Annotated in this window: 15 protein-coding genes; 4 read left to right on the top strand and 11 right to left on the bottom strand. The window is 62.1% G+C overall.

The genetic code is table 11. From position 1 onward, the window contains the following. Nucleotides 1–7 precede the first annotated feature (7 nt). From menE to idnO, 8 genes are all read right to left on the bottom strand, one after another. Nucleotides 8–1,393 (bottom strand): o-succinylbenzoate--CoA ligase, encoded by a 1,386-nt coding sequence (gene menE, locus ACUXAC_RS02045; RefSeq protein WP_201965825.1) that lies wholly within the window; start codon nt 1,391–1,393, stop codon nt 8–10. After that, the gene (gene menC, locus ACUXAC_RS02040) at nt 1,381–2,364 is read right to left on the bottom strand and encodes an o-succinylbenzoate synthase (RefSeq protein ID WP_064289773.1); all 984 of its coding nucleotides are present in this window, start codon (nt 2,362–2,364) and stop codon (nt 1,381–1,383) included. The genes menE and menC overlap by 13 nt, the downstream gene beginning before the upstream one ends. Continuing rightward, on the bottom strand, nt 2,364–3,221 hold the full coding sequence (gene menB / locus ACUXAC_RS02035) for a 1,4-dihydroxy-2-naphthoyl-CoA synthase (RefSeq protein WP_033635308.1): 858 nt from the start codon (nt 3,219–3,221) through the stop codon (nt 2,364–2,366). The genes menC and menB overlap by 1 nt, the downstream gene beginning before the upstream one ends. Before the next feature lie 11 nt (nt 3,222–3,232). Beyond that, complete coding sequence (gene menH / locus ACUXAC_RS02030; RefSeq protein WP_387441790.1) at nt 3,233–4,003, bottom strand: 2-succinyl-6-hydroxy-2,4-cyclohexadiene-1-carboxylate synthase; 771 nt, start codon at nt 4,001–4,003, stop codon at nt 3,233–3,235. Beyond that, on the bottom strand, nt 4,000–5,676 hold the full coding sequence (menD, locus tag ACUXAC_RS02025; RefSeq protein ID WP_342143210.1) for a 2-succinyl-5-enolpyruvyl-6-hydroxy-3-cyclohexene-1-carboxylic-acid synthase: 1,677 nt from the start codon (nt 5,674–5,676) through the stop codon (nt 4,000–4,002). The genes menH and menD overlap by 4 nt, the downstream gene beginning before the upstream one ends. A 379-nt stretch (nt 5,677–6,055) precedes the next feature. Beyond that, the gene (gene elaB / locus ACUXAC_RS02020; protein WP_025160172.1) at nt 6,056–6,367 is read right to left on the bottom strand and encodes a stress response protein ElaB; all 312 of its coding nucleotides are present in this window, start codon (nt 6,365–6,367) and stop codon (nt 6,056–6,058) included. A gap of 81 nt (nt 6,368–6,448) precedes the next feature. Then, nucleotides 6,449–7,480, bottom strand: a complete 1,032-nt coding sequence (gene idnD / locus ACUXAC_RS02015) for an L-idonate 5-dehydrogenase (RefSeq protein ID WP_070915309.1) — start codon at nt 7,478–7,480, stop codon at nt 6,449–6,451. Between the two features lie 22 nt (nt 7,481–7,502). Continuing rightward, a complete protein-coding gene (idnO, locus tag ACUXAC_RS02010; protein WP_197773370.1) occupies nt 7,503–8,267 on the bottom strand; it encodes a gluconate 5-dehydrogenase in 765 nt (254 codons plus the stop codon). Nucleotides 8,268–8,535: 268 nt separating this feature from the next. On the opposite strand from idnO, the gene ACUXAC_RS02005 reads away from it, so the two are divergent. Further along, nucleotides 8,536–9,519 (top strand): LacI family DNA-binding transcriptional regulator, encoded by a 984-nt coding sequence (locus tag ACUXAC_RS02005; RefSeq protein WP_421115243.1) that lies wholly within the window; start codon nt 8,536–8,538, stop codon nt 9,517–9,519. Here ACUXAC_RS02005 and ACUXAC_RS02000 read toward each other — a convergent pair. Together ACUXAC_RS02000 and ACUXAC_RS01995 are read right to left on the bottom strand one after the other, a co-directional pair. Continuing rightward, on the bottom strand, nt 9,499–10,008 hold the full coding sequence (locus ACUXAC_RS02000) for a DUF1097 domain-containing protein (RefSeq protein ID WP_033635316.1): 510 nt from the start codon (nt 10,006–10,008) through the stop codon (nt 9,499–9,501). The two genes, ACUXAC_RS02005 and ACUXAC_RS02000, sit on opposite strands and share 21 nt — an antisense overlap. Nucleotides 10,009–10,138: 130 nt before the next feature. After that, nucleotides 10,139–11,374 carry an MFS transporter gene (locus ACUXAC_RS01995; protein ID WP_421115242.1) on the bottom strand — a complete coding sequence of 412 codons (1,236 nt, stop codon included), beginning with the start codon at nt 11,372–11,374 and terminating at the stop codon, nt 10,139–10,141. 289 nt (nt 11,375–11,663) lie between these two features. Between ACUXAC_RS01995 and ACUXAC_RS01990 the strand changes: the two genes are divergently transcribed. The 3 genes from ACUXAC_RS01990 to ACUXAC_RS01980 all read left to right on the top strand — a co-directional run bounded on the left by ACUXAC_RS01990 (nt 11,664) and on the right by ACUXAC_RS01980 (nt 13,309). Then, on the top strand, nt 11,664–12,539 hold the full coding sequence (locus ACUXAC_RS01990; RefSeq protein WP_033635319.1) for a LysR family transcriptional regulator: 876 nt from the start codon (nt 11,664–11,666) through the stop codon (nt 12,537–12,539). Between the two features lie 125 nt (nt 12,540–12,664). Further along, entirely contained in the window at nt 12,665–12,925 is a 261-nt protein-coding gene (locus tag ACUXAC_RS01985) for a type II toxin-antitoxin system RelE family toxin (protein WP_033635320.1), read from the top strand. Nucleotides 12,926–12,943: 18 nt separating this feature from the next. Continuing rightward, entirely contained in the window at nt 12,944–13,309 is a 366-nt protein-coding gene (locus ACUXAC_RS01980; protein WP_072022352.1) for a helix-turn-helix domain-containing protein, read from the top strand. Between the two features lie 65 nt (nt 13,310–13,374). Here ACUXAC_RS01980 and nuoN read toward each other — a convergent pair whose 3' ends face one another. Further along, nucleotides 13,375–14,832 carry an NADH-quinone oxidoreductase subunit NuoN gene (nuoN, locus tag ACUXAC_RS01975; RefSeq protein ID WP_033635324.1) on the bottom strand — a complete coding sequence of 486 codons (1,458 nt, stop codon included), beginning with the start codon at nt 14,830–14,832 and terminating at the stop codon, nt 13,375–13,377.

The following is a 14,832-nucleotide window of genomic DNA, read 5'->3' as shown; positions in this document are numbered from 1 at the left end:
GGCTTTTTTATGCCTGAGAGAGACGCTGCGTCACCCACTGCTGCAACTGGCGGCGCGAAATCTTGATGCCGCCGTTTTTCAGCTCCTCAGGCAGCGGGAGCAACGCCGCCGGGCGTTGGAAATTGGCCAGCTTATCCTGCGACCAGGCGAGCAACGCCGCCAGCGACAGCGACGGTTCGCCGTCGATCACCGCCACCGGCCGCTGGCCGAACTCGGCGTCCACCACCGGCACCACAAACGCCTGCGTGATCTGCGGATGCGCCGCCAGCACGCGTTCGATATCCTCCGGCTGCACCCCTTCACCGCCGCTGAAAAACAGGTTGTCCAACCGGCCGAGAATACGCAGTTCCCCCTCAGCCATCGCGCCGCGATCGCGGGTCGCAAACCAGCCCTGTTCATCGGCCAGCGGCTGCAGATGCCCATGACGCCAGTAGCCGAGCGCCAGGCTGTCGGCGCGGATCCAGACTTCTTCGTCCACCAGTTTGATCTCGCGGCCGCCGAGCGGCAGGCCAACGCCCGGCCGCGCATCGGCGCGCTTGGCGCACACCGTGGAAGCCAGTTCGGTCAAGCCGTAGCCGCACCAGCAGCGGATCCCCGCCGCCTCCGCCCGTTCGGTCAGCGCCACCGGGATCATTGCGCCGCCGAGCAGCACCTCTTTCAGCGTCGTATCCGTCAGCGGTTGCGCCAGCAGCCGCCAGAGCTGTGTCGGCACCAGCGAGGCGTGCGTGCAGCCAGCCAATGCCTCGGCCAGCGGATGCATTTCGCGTACTGCCAGCCGCGCACCCGCCGCCAGCCAGCGCCAGACGATGCCCTGGCCGGAGACGTGAAACAGCGGCAGTGACAGCAGCCAGCAATCCTCGCGCTGAAAATCCATCAACCGCAACACCCCGTCGGCGCTGGCCAGATGGTTGGCGTAGCTGTGTGCGGCCGCTTTAGGCATGCCGCTGGAGCCCGAGGTCAGCGTCAGCGTCGCCAGACGCCGCACATCCCACCTCGGCAGGTTCGGCCAGCGCGGCTCGGTCGAGGGCGGCGTCAATCGAATCACCTCTTCCGGCAGCGCTGGCAACGGATCCGGGCCGAAGGCAAAGGTGATGTCTAATTCGGGTAACAGCTGCGTCAGCAGCGGCGTGGGCAAGGCGGGATTGAGCGGCAACAGACGCGCGCCGCATTGCAGCAGCGCAAGATAGGCCAACAGCAGCGGATAGCTGTTTTTACCGCACAGCGCCACGCCGCAGCCCGGCTCCACGCCCTGGTGCTGAAAATCCGCCGCCAGCTCATCCACCTGGCCTTGCAACGCCAGCCAACTCAGCGGCTGTTCGCCGAGCAACAGGGCCGTCGCCTGCGGCTGAAGGCGCGCCCAGTGTCGCCACGGCCAATCGCTTAACGGCGCCATAGGCACTCCAGCGCCGAAATATCCAGCAGCGGCAATGCGCTGCCCGGCCAAGGCCGCAGCACCTGCGCCTGCATCAGCCCCAGCGTATCCAGCCCCGGCACGGTGTCCGGCGTCAGCCAGCGGGCGATGCGCGCCAGTTGGGTTAACCCCAGGCTGGACTCGATGCTGGAACTGATCACCGCCGTCAGCCCCGCCGCATGCGCCTGCGCCACCAGCGCCTGGCAGCGCGCCAGGCTGCCGACCAGCGTCGGCTTGATCACGATGGCTGCCACGCCCGGCTCGGCCTGCACCACAAAGTCCGCCTCACGCACGCTCTCATCCCAGGCGATGGCAATGCCGGTCGCCCGGGCGAAATCGCGCGATTCATCACGAGTTTTGCAGGGCTCTTCCAAAAAGGCGATGCGATCGCGCCACGCCGGGTTGACGTATTTGGCGAAACCGTCGGCTTTGGCGCGGGTCCAGCTGCGGTTGGCATCCAGCCGCAGCCGCAGATCCGGCAGCGCCTCCAGCAGCACGTTGACGATCATGCCGTCGCGCACCGCCTCATACAGCCCCACCTTCACTTTCGCGACTTTCTCGCCCGGCAAGGCGCTCAATATCTCGAACAGCTCGTCCGGATCGCCGGTGCACAGCGGCGCCTTGCGAAAATCCGCCTGCGTCGGCAAACGCTGCTCCAGCTCGGCCTGCGCGCAGCTGAGCCCAAAGGCCACCGAGGGCAGCGTGCTGTCATCCGGTTCGTTGCCCGCCAACCAGGCCTGCAGCCAGTCCAACGCGGCCTGTTCGGCCTGCGCCAACGTTTCCTGGCTGAATTCCGGCAGCGGCGCGATCTCGCCCCAGCCTTCACGCTCGCCCTGACGCAGCTGCACCACCCATCCGTCACGCGTTTTCAACCGCTGATTGCGCAGCACCACGCCCGCCTCCATCGGCAGGCTGTAACGGTAAAGCGCCGCACTGCGGTTTACCCCGCTCATTACGGGTTACGCTTGAATTTGCTGAAGTCCGGCTGACGCTTCTCGTTGAACGCGTTGCGCCCTTCTTGCCCTTCGTCGGTCATGTAGAACAGCATGGTGGCGTTGCCCGCCAGCTCCTGCAAACCGGCCTGGCCGTCGCAGTCGGCGTTCAGCGCCGCCTTCAGGCAGCGCAGCGCCATCGGGCTGTTCTGCAGCATTTCTCGGCACCAGCGCACCGTCTCTTTTTCCAGATCGGCCAGCGGCACCACGGTATTGACCAGGCCCATGTCCAACGCGGCAGCGGCATCGTACTGGCGGCACAGGAACCAGATTTCGCGCGCCTTCTTCTGGCCGACGATGCGCGCCATGTAAGACGCACCCCAGCCGCCGTCGAACGAGCCCACTTTCGGGCCGGTCTGGCCGAAGATGGCGTTATCCGCCGCGATGGTCAGATCGCACATCATGTGCAGCACGTGGCCGCCGCCGATCGAATAACCGGCCACCATCGCCACCACCGGTTTTGGGCAGGTGCGGATCTGGCGCTGGAAGTCCAGCACGTTGAGGTGATGCACGCCGCTGTCGTCGCGATAGCCACCGTAGTCGCCGCGCACTTTCTGATCGCCGCCGGAGCAGAAGGCCTTATCGCCGGCTCCGGTCAGAATAATGACGCCGATGCCGTCGTCGTAACGGGCGTTGGCCAGCGCGTCGATCATCTCTTTAACCGTTTGCGGGCGAAACGCATTGCGCACCTGCGGCCGGTTAATCGTGATTTTGGCGATGCCGTCGGCGGACTTGTGATACAGAATGTCTTCGAAATCGCCGGTGCAATCCTGCCAGGCGATGGCGGCATACAGCTGTTCTTCATTCGGATAAAGCATATTCGGTTCCTTTAACCAGGGTTAACGAGAAAGGTCTGCAGCTCGGCGACGAAATCCTGCGGATTGGCCAGATGCGCGTTGTGCCCGGCCTGCGGCACGATGCGCAACGGCAACCCGGCGTCGCGCGCCAGCCGTTGAAATTTGGGGTCGTTCTCACCGCACAGCACCTGCAGCGGCACGCTCAGTTGGCGCAGCTGCGGCGCCAGATAGGGCTGCCGCCCGAGCGACGTGGCTTCGAGCATGTCGGCGATCGCCGGGCCGCTGTTGACCGAGCGTGCGGCGATCAGCGCCTGGCGGTGCACGTGGCTAAGCTCTTTGAACACCGGCTGCTGATACCAGTCCGCCAGGACCTCGGCGATCGGCTCACTGCGAAAACGCGCCGCCCACAGCGCATCCTGTTCGCAGCGCCGACGGCGCTGCTCTTCGTCCTCCAGCCCCGGGTTGCCGCCCTCGACGATCACCCCCTGCAGGCCGGCATGGCGGCCGTGGCAGGCGTGATACATGGCGATGCGCCCGCCGAGCGAGTAGCCCACCAGCCAATAGCGTTCGATATTGCGCAGCTGCAGCGTGGCGGCAATCTGCGCGCTGATGTCGTCGAAGCCGTAGCAGCTCACCGCCACGGAATCGCCGTGGCCGGGCAGATCGATGGCCAGCGACGGCCATTCCGGGCAGCGTGCGGCGATCACCCGCCATTCATTGTTGTTGCCGAGCAGGCCATGCAGCCACACCAGCCACGGGCGGCCCGCTTCGCCCTGTTGCAAAATTCGCGTCGCCAGCATCATTGCACCGCCATCTGTTGCACCAGGTATTGCAGACTTTCGGCCCCCGCGCTCGGCGGCACCTGCAGTTCGATAAGCGTAGCGCCGCTGCGCCGCCAGCCTTGTTCAACCGCCTGTTGCAGCTGGCTCCAGTTCTCCGGCCGCGCGTAACCCAGCTGGAACATCGCCGCCGCGTGGCTAAACTCGACGTTCTGCGGCATGCAGTAAAAGCGCTGACGATCCTCTTCCGGCGTCGGCAGCAGCGAGAAAATTTGGCCGCCGTTGTTGTTGACGACGATCAACACCGTTGGCGCCGAGCTCTGGCGCAGCAGCGCCAGCGCATTGAGGTCATACAGAGCGGAAAGATCGCCCACCACCGCCAACGTCGGCCTGGCGGTTGCGCGCTGCACGCCGGCGGCGGTAGAGATCAGGCCGTCGATGCCGCTGGCGCCGCGGTTGCTGAATACCGGGTAGGCGACGGGCAATGGCGTTAACGCGTCAATCAGTCGCACCACCAGGCTGTTGCCGAGAAACAGCTGGCCGTTCTCCGGCAGCAGTTCCGGCAGGCGATGCGCCAGCTGCGCTTCGCCAAAGTTATCGTGCAGATGCGTGGATGCCGCCGTCAGCGCCTTATCCGCCAGCGCGGCCAGCCCGGCGGCCCACGGCGCGCGCGGCTGTGCCGGGTGCTGCGCCAACCACTGCGCCACGCCGGCGCGCAGTCGCCGCCCCCGGTGCTGGGCCGGATCGAGCCGCCCCGGCAGCTCGTCGATGACCCAATACTCTTCAGGCCGGCACTGCGCCTGCCACTGCAGCAGGCGTTTGCCGGTCAGGCTGCCGCCGAACTGCACCACCAGTTGCGCATCTTGCAGTACGCGCTGCGCCTGCGGGTAAGCGAGCCACAAATCGGCGCAGGGCAGCGGTTGCCCGGTCTGCGACAGCACGTCGCCGATCAGCGGCCAGCCCAGCGTTGCGGCCCATTCGGCCACCTGAGCGCCCTCTTGCGCGCTCATGCGCCCGGCCAGCACCACGCCGCGTTTCTGCCGCCAGAAGAACCAGTCCGGCTGCGGCAATGGCGCCGCATGTGTCTCGCTTTCCTGCAGCCACGGACGATCGCTCTGCCACCAGTCGCCCAGCGCGGCGGACCAATCGGCATAGTGACGTTCGTCGCCGCCGTACAGCGGCTCGGCGAACGGGCAGTTGATATGCAAAGCGCCGTGTTGCAAGCGCGCCATCGCGCTGTCGACGCTGGAGGCCAGCCACGCGGCCGGAATATCCGGCGTAGGACGCGGCAGATCGATCGCCAGCGTCGGGTGGCTGCTGTAGAGGCCGCTTTGACGGATCGCCTGATTGGCGCCGCAGTCGATCAACTCCGGCGGCCGATCGGCAGTGAGAAACACCAGCCGCTCACCGGTCAGGCCGGCTTCGATCAACGCGGGATAAAGGTTCGCCGCCGCGGTGCCGGACGTGACAATCACCGCCACCGGCTCACGCGCCGCCTTCGCCAGCCCAAGCGCCAGATGGCCGAGCCCGCGCTCATCAAAATGGGTATGACAGATAAACGATCGGTTGGCCGCAGCGGCCAGCGTCAGCGGCGTGGAGCGCGATCCCGGAGCGATACAAACATGCCGCACCCCATGGCGGGCCAGCGCCTCGAGCAGCACAGCCGCCCACCGGCGATTAAAAACACTTGTCGACATAGTTCGCTCACAAGTCAGTTAGCAGAGATCGTCTCCGGCGCAGCCGACGGACGCCGCGCCTGTAGTTACGCTCTGTATTATATGAGGTGTTATTTTCACGGCTTTTGCGCCAGCGCAAGAACGCCGTATATCCCTGGGTGTTTACACCAGATAATTATTTGATTTAGAACAAAAAATAAACAATAAAGACACAAATACTTTACACTTGCGGCGGCGCCGGCTCAATCCGTCCATACAAAAACAAGGGAAATAGAGGCGCTCCGACGACGGCTAGCGGGAAGTATAGGCGGGATAAGGGAAAGCCAGCGGGGAAACAGCGAGATGAACAACACAGCCTGCAGAAAAGCACGAGGCGGCCTGCGCCGCCCCGATGCCGTCATTATTTACGGGCCAGCAGCAGCCCCAGCACCAGCCCGACGGTGGCGCCGATACCTACGCTGTGCCAGGGTTTATCCCGCACGTAGTCGTCGGTGCGATGTACCGCTTCTTTGGCGCGCGCGTAGTAGGATTCACCGGTGTTCGCCCAGCGCGCCTTGACCTCACTCAGCGCCTGCTCGGCGTGCGACTTGATGTCGACGTAAGCCTGATCCGCGCGATCGCCGGTGTATTGCAGCACTTCTTCCAGCGTCTCGGTCAGCATTCTCAGATCGTCATCCAGCGTAGTTTGCTCAGCATCCGTATGTCTTGCCATCGTGAGATCTCCGTGGTTGAAAAATTAAGCGTTCCTACACTATAGACAAGGATCGCCGCCTGCGGCCATCGGACTTTTACCCTAAAACACCAATTGCACCTTGGCGGCCTGGCGCTTATCGCCGGCAAACTCCAGCGCCTGCGCCAGCTGCCCGCTGGCGAACTCCGCCGACAGCAACGGCAGCGGATCGACCACGCCGTCGGCCAGCCACGCCACCGCCAGCGCAAACTCTGCCACGAAGCGGAAGGATCCGAGCAGGTTCAACTCCTTGGCGATCAACAACATCAGCGGGAAATCGGGAAAGCTGCCGCCCATGCCCACCTGCACCACGGTGCCTTTGGCGCGGGTGATCTCCAGACAACGCTGCAGCGACTGCGGATGCCCCGCCACTTCGAAGGCGACGTCGAAATACCCCTTGTCCTGCTGATAATCGCTAACATCGTCGTCCGCGGCATGCAGGCACCGATCGGCCCCCATTTGCCTGGCGATCGCCAGGCAGCGCGGGCTGAGATCGGCACAGACAATCTCGGCGGCGCCCAGCGCTTTCAGCGCCGCCACCAACAGGCAGCCGATCGGGCCGACGCCGGACACGAAGACCTTTTTTCCCGTCACGTCGCCGGGCTGCTTCGCTGCGTGGATCGCCACCGCCAGCGGTTCGGCGAACACCATCACCCTGTCGTCGCGATCGGCACCGTAAGGGACACACTGCGCGCTATCCACCACTTTGTATTGGGTAAAAGCGCCGTCAACGTGCGGAAAATACATCGCGCTGCCGAAAAAACGCATCTCGACGCATTGATTGCTTTGCTGCGCCAGACAGTATTTGCACTGCCCGCAGGGTTTGCTGGGATTGAGCGCCACCTTCTGCCCGACCGGCAGCCGCGGTGAATCGCTGGCGACCACCTCGCCGATCACCTCATGGCCCAGCACCATCGGCTGACGCACCTGAAAATTGCCGACCTTGCCTTCCTGAAAGTAATGCAGATCCGAGCCGCAGATACCGCCGCGGCTGATTTTCACCAGCGTTCCCTGCCCCCGGTAATCCACTTCTTGCGCGATCACCGCCACGTCTCGTTTGCCATTGACCACGCAGGACTGAGTTTGAATTTTCATCTCAAGACTCCACGAAAAAAGGTTACACCGCCGCCGACATGCCGCCATCGACAAACAGCAGCTGCCCGTTGACGAAGGCGGAGGCGTCGGCGGCCAGGAACACCGCCGCGCCGATCAGCTCCTGCGGATCGCCCCAGCGCGCGGCGGGTGTGCGTTGGGTCAGCCAGGCGGTGAAGGCCGGATCGTCGGCCAGCGCCTGCGTCATCTCGGTTTTGAAATAGCCGGGGGCAATGCCGTTGACCTGAATGTTGTAGCGTGCCAGCTCCACGCACATGCCGCGCGTCAGCATTTTCACCGCGCCCTTGGACGCCGCATAAGGGGTGATGGTGTCCCGCCCCAACTCGCTTTGCATCGAGCCGATGTTGACTATCTTGCCGCGCCGGCGCGGCACCATGTAACGCGCCACGGTTTGCGACACGATGAAGACCGCCTTCTGGTTGACGGCGATGATGTCGTCCCAGTCTTGCTCCGGAAACTCGGTGAACGGGTGGCGGCGCTGGATGCCGGCGTTGTTGATCAAGACGTCTATCGCGCCGATATCCGCTTCGATACGGTCGATGGCGGCATGCACCGCCTGGGAATCGGTGACGTCGAACGCCGCCGCATCGGCACGCAGGCCCTCTTCGCGCAGGCGCTCGGCGGCGTGCCGGGCATGTTCTCCGGTGGTGGCGTTGACCAGAATATGTGCGCCTTGCTGCGCCAGGCCGCGCGCCAGCAGAAAACCAATGCCGCGCGAGGCGCCGGTGATCAAGACGATTTTATTATCCAGTGAAAACAGATTGTTCATGGTGATTCCCGGCCATCAGGCCTCCAATCGGACAGGCCTCTATCTCAGCCGATTGTTACCGGTAAAAACGTGATGAAAATCACTGAAAATCATGTTACGAAACCCTGTTACCCTTAACGTGATCTCACGCAGGCAGCACGCGGGTAAAAATCAGCTATCCGATTGAAAAATGGCTATTTTCAATAGAGGTGCATTCATTGTTATCGCCAAATCGATTTGTTAACATACCGCTATCCGCCCTTGCCGCGCCGCCCGTGAAGGCCACCGAATGAAACACCCCCGCGTTACGCTACAGGACATCGCACAATTGGCCGGCGTGACCAAAATGACCGTCAGCCGCTTCCTGCGCACGCCGGAAAAAGTGGCGGCCGACACCGCCGAACGCATTGCGCAGGTCATGCGGGAGCTGAACGTCACCGGCGCCGATGCGGCACAGGCCGGCAGAAAACCGCGTCTCGGCGTGCTGGTCCCCTCCTTCAACAACCAGATCTTCGCCGATCTGCTGGCCGGCATCGAATCCGTAACCCAAGCACGGGGTTACCAAACGCTGGTGATGAACTACGATTACAGCCCGCAACGGGAAGAAGAGCAGATCGCACAGCTGTTGAGCTACCCGATTGCCGGGCTGATCCTCACCGATTCTGCGCATACCTTGCGCGCAGAGACCTACCTCGGCGCCGCCAAAATCCCCCTCGCGCAGGTAATGGATCTCGACGCGCCGCCGGGGCGGATTGCGGTGGGGTTCGATAATGAACAGGCGGGGTATGACATGACCGAAGCGCTGCTCGCCAGCGGCAAACGGCATATCGTTTACTTTGGCGCCATGTCGGACGCCCGCGACAATAAACGCTATCGGGGGTACTGCCGCGCCATGGCGGCTCAGGGGAAAACGCCACGTCAGATCGCGCCGCATCGGGTCTCTTCGGTTTCGATCGGCGCCGACATGCTGGCGATGGCGCGCGAACGCTACCCGCAGCTCGACGGTATCCTGTGCACCAACGACGATCTGGCGGTGGGCGTGTTGCAGGCCTGCCTGCGTCTCGGCGTGCGCGTGCCGCAGGAGGTTGCGTTATCGGGATTTCACGGCCTGGATATTGGCCAGGCGACCACGCCGAGCATCGCCAGCGTGATCACGCCGCGCTTTGACATGGGGAAAACCGCCGCCGAAATGCTGCTGTTGCGGATCGCGGGCGAGCCTTGCGCCGAGCGCCACGATCTGTATTACCGCCTCTCACTCGGCGGCACCGTTTGAGCCGGCATTCGAGCCCATCGGCGGCGTAGCGCGGGCTTTTTCGCTGCGCGCCGCCCACCACAAACCGCTGTTTTTCATCGCATAGCCGAACAGCAGGCCCACCAGCAGGGAAAGCGTCACCAGCGGCCAATCACCGCCGCCGGCGAAGGTCGCGCAGGCGCCGATAAAGGTGCCGGGCACGAACCCCAGCCACTGCTGTTTAGCCTGAATGCACATCAGGAATGCCACGACGCCGGTCAGCAGATACCCCAAGAGATTCCACTGCGGCGCCAGTTCGCTGCCGTGGATGATCGCCATTGCCCAGAAGACGCCGCTGCAGCAGGTCAACGCGCCGATCACCAGCCCTTTCAACCCACCCTGCGGGCAGGCGAAATACGCCGTGCAGCCGAGAAAACCGGCCCAACCGATCAGCCCCAGGCTGACGGCAACCCAGCCCCACACGCCGGAGAGGATCCCGGTAGTAACGGCAATGGCGAAAAGAACGTTCATAAAGTGACCCGCGGCAAAAAGAAAGCGCGCAGTTTACCCGAAAGCCGGTCATTTCATGTGATTAAAATCACAATATAAATGCAATTAAAGAATAATTAATTAAATAAAAGAGACTTCAATCACAAAATTATTAACGTGGGAACCCAGCACGTACCGTCATCCATGCCAACAACAGGCATACCGTGGTGCTGCTCAGGAACAGCAGATGGGTTGCCTGCTGTAGATCGACACGGTCGACCACGATCCCCAGCAAGATAGGCACCCAGTTGGCGATATAAGCGATAACGTAAAACAGCGAAAGCAAACGTGCATGGCTGGCCGGCGGCGAAATCAGGTTTACCAGGGTCGCGCTGCCAACGAAAATGGCGCCGTAAGCATAGCCGGCCACCACCAGCCCCGCAGCCGCCAGCCACAGTGAATGCCGCTGGATCGCCACGGCGAATACCACCGCCGCCAGCACCTGCGCCAGGCAACCGAACAACAGCGAATGGCGGGCGTTAAGGCGGCGGCTCAGGATCTGGCTGATACCGGCGATCAACAGATAAACCGCAATCGCATAGCCAAAGACGCCTCGAGCGTGCAGGCCTAACAGCGTTTCCGCCACGCTGGGGCCGATAGCCAAAATGCTGGCGGCCAGGGCCCAACAGATAAACAGCGCCCCGGCACAGACATAGAATTTACCGCCGGTGGCGCGCAGGCCATCGAGCAGCGAGCTTTTTTCTGTCGCAGCCGGCGCAGCATGGGTCGGCGCCGTAACCACGCCACGCGGCCACGAGAACATCACGCCCAACGCAGCCACGGCGGCAATGACCATGATGAAAACGAACGGCAGCGTCGTGGGATGAAAACCGGTCTGCAAAGCGATGCCGCTGAAGATCGGGCCCAGCGCCAATCCTGTGGTAAAGGACAACGTGGCGATCAGCGCGGCGTTTTTACCGCCGTCTCGTGGCCCAAAACGCACCAACGCGATGTTTGCCGCACCGGTCAATGCCCCGGTGCCCACCCCGGCTAACAGTCGCGCCATGAGCATCATGGCAAAGGTATCAGCCCGCGCGAACAGCAGCGCACCGCTCAACACCACCAGCAATGCCGGCACGATCATGCTGCGCAAATCCTTCACTTTGCCGGCCAGATTGCCGACGCCGAACAAAGCGATCAGCACGCCGGCGGCGTAAGCGCCGTAAACAACGGTCAGGCTGACGGAGCTCAGCGCAAGCTGCTGCTGATACAGCGGATACAGCGGCGTCGGCGCACTGCTGTTCAGCAATGCCGACATCAGTGCCAATGCCAGGAACAATAGAATACCCATGCGCGATGCCTGCGCGTTTTTCGGCACCGTGTCCTGGATGGCGGTATTTTCTGACATGCTTTAACTCCCAAAGTCGGCAGGTGGCGGCCTGCCATCGACGTTTTTCCTCACCCGACGAGCCGGGAACGGCGCTTATCATAGCGTTACGGCGACGGGCGAAGTATCGTCAAGAATGAATCACCCTGATGCATTCTTGCATCACCGGAGAAATAACCGCCGATGTGCAGGCCGTTAACCGTCTTTGTCTCCCCCCGGACGGAACAACGCTTTATGATAGAAACCGTTATTGTTCGCCTGGCTTGGCCCGTGCCCCACGGTGCCGACAAATCTGCAGAGAGGAAATGGCATGATGAATTGGGACGACGCGCGCTTCTTTTTGGCCGTCGCACGCTGTGGCACGCTACGCAAAGCCGCCAGCCAGCTGCATGTCGATCAGGCGACCGTCGGTCGACGGCTGTCCGCTTTCGAAGATGCGCTCGGCTCCAAGCTGTTTATCCGCACGCCGAAATCCTTCGCCCTCAGCCCGCTGGGGGAGGAAATGCTGGCGGACGTGATGAAGATGGAAAATGCGGTGCAGGCGATCAACCGTAAAGCCGCCAGCGGTGACGAAAGCCTGAACGGCAACGTGCGCATCGCCACCACCGACACCCTGGCCGAAGCCTTCGTGATGCCGGCGCTGCAAGATCTGCGGGAACGCTACCCCGCCATCACCGTCACGCTGTTAACGGCGCTGAACATCGCCGATATCTCTTACCACGGCGCAGATCTGGCGATCCGCGGCGCCCGCCCCGATGACGATGAGCTGATCATCAAACGCTTAGCCACCATCGAAATGGGTCTGTACGCCTCTCAGCACTACCTGGCGCGGCGCGGCATGCCGGTCAGGGGCGAGCAGCTGCGCGGCCACGATCTGCTGATGTTCCCGCGCGAGCTGGTGCCGCGCCACTGGAACAATTTCTGCGGCGAGGCTCTGCACGAGCCCAACGTCGTGCTGCAATGCAATTCGCAGCTGCTGCTGCGCTCCGCCACCCGCAGCGGGCTAGGCATCGGCCTGCTCTCCGCGTTTTTGGCGGACAAAGACCCGGAGCTGGTGCGCCTGCTCCCGGAGAACAAAGACTGGGTGGATATCTGGCTGGTACTGCATCCCGATTTGCAACGCGCCGCCCGCGTGCGCGCGGTGGTGCAGGCGCTGGAAACGTCGTTTAGCGTCCATTACGGCTGAGTGCCGACACGTGGAGAAACATCGCTGATGTCTCACGTATCCTTCTTCGTCCAAGATTGAAATAATAAGATATAAAGCTTATTATCTAATCACTGCACAGGACGTGCATTCGGCCCGAGGGAACAATGGCAAAGATCAGCTGGTCACGTAAAGCACTGAAACAATTGATGACACTGCCTTCTCAGAACCGGTTGGCCATTGCGCACAAGGTTGAACTCTTGGGCACTTTCCCGACCGTCAGACTGGACATTAAAAAGCTGCACGGTACCGATAACCAGTACCGTCTACGCGCAGGGAACTACCGCATTATTTTTGAGATTGTCGATGATGAACCTGTCGTGTGCCTGATTCAGCAGGTAAAACGCAGAACATCGACAACTTATTGAAAGTCAGAGGTATGCCGAATGGCGAAGTTACAGTATATCCATGATGACTCCGGCCAGCCGCTCTATGTGGTATTGCCGCTCGATGAGTATAAAAGGCTTGTGAGACAGCAAGAGGACTACGAGCCTCTTCCCTACCATGCCGATAAGCATGATGATGAAACCGTCCCCCATGAAGTCGTTTCCATCATGCTGGATCAAGACGTCAGCTTGATTGCCGCTTGGCGAATTTTCCGTGGCCTCTCGCAATACGATGTAGCGGAAAAATTGGGCACGACACAATCCGCCGTTTCCCAATGGGAAGCCCCTCACTCGAAACCACAAAAGAAAACCCGGGAAAAGCTGGCTGTCCTCTATCGCTGCCAACCGGCACAAATGACGTTGTAATAGCTTCTTTCCCCCGCCCATAAAAAAAGGTCGCCGAAGCGACCTTTTTACCGTCTGAAGCGTTATCAGAACGTCGGCTGAGCCATCTGCACCAGCGAAATCAGCGGCTGCGGATAGACGCCCAACAGCAGCACCAGCGCGGCTGAGATCAGCACCACGACGCCACCGGCGGTCAACGCCCAGTTGTTCGGGGTATCGCGCTGCAGCGATTCCGGCGCGCTGAGGAACAGGCTGACGGTCACGCGCAGGTAGTAGTACAGGCCGATGGCGCTGCCTACCACGACTGCGCCGGTCAGCCACCACAGGTGTGCGCTGACGCCCATCGCGATCACGAAGAACTTACCGATAAAGCCCAGCGTCATCGGGATACCGGCCAGCGACAGCATCATCACCGTCATCACCGCGGACAAGATTGGCTTGTGCCAGAACAGACCACGGTAAGAGAACAGCGAATCCGCATCCGGGCCGCGGTACGGGCTGGACATCAGGCTGACCACGCCGAAGGCGCCCAGGCTGCTGAACAGGTAACCGGCCAGGTAAACGCCGGCGGTTTCCAGCGACAGCTGATGGGTTTGCACCGCAATCAGCGCCACCAGCAGGTAGCCCAGGTGAGCGATCGACGAGTAGCCCAGCAGACGCTTGATGTTGGTCTGGCTGATGGCCATCAGGTTACCGAACAAGATAGAGCAGAACGCGATGATCGACAGCACCATGCGCAGCGCTTCGTTGTCGGCGGCCGGGGCATACAGGAATAGACGCATCACGACCGCGAAGATCGCGATCTTGCTGGCGGTCGCCAGGAAGGTCGAGACCGGCGCAGGCGCGCCCTGATACACGTCCGGCGTCCACAGTTGGAACGGCACCAGCGACAGCTTGAAGCCCAGACCGACGATCATCATGCCCATACCGGCCAGGATCAGCGGCTGGTGCATCATGTTTTCCTGCAGGCTCTTGCCGAGGCCGGCCAGCGACAGATCGCCGGACTCGGCATACAGCAGCGCCATACCGAACAGCAGGAACGACGACGCGGCGGCGGACAGCAGCATGTACTTGATGGCGGCTTCCAGCGGGCGCTTCTGGCGGTAGGCGTAGCCCACCAGGCCGAACAGCGGCAGCGAGATCAGCTCGATACCGATGAACAGCGAAGCCAGATGGTTGGCGCTCGCCAGCAGGATGCCCCCCATGGCGGCGATCAGCACCAGCAGGTAGAACTCTTCGCGGTTATCCGGATAGCCGACCAGCCAAGGATAGGCGAAGGTGCAGGTCGCCAGACTCGCCAGCAGCACCAGCCCGGTGTAGAACATCGAGTAACCGTCAACCCGCAGCAGCGGGGTGACGTCCATTGGGCCTGCCTGGCCGACAAAGTACAGCGAAAGCAGCGCCAGGTTGAGACCGATCACGGTCAGGGTGGCGTTGATAAAGTGGTCGCGTCGCCACGCAATGCCTAGCATCACAACCACCACCGTCAATCCGACGATCAACAGCGGCAGCAGTGCGATCAGTTGTTGAGGAGTTATTGTCAT

The sequence above is a fragment of the Serratia sp. 121840015-1 genome (assembly GCF_053627655.1).
Note: the sequence above shows the minus strand (reverse complement) of the source record. Positions and strands in the feature narration are given on the sequence as shown.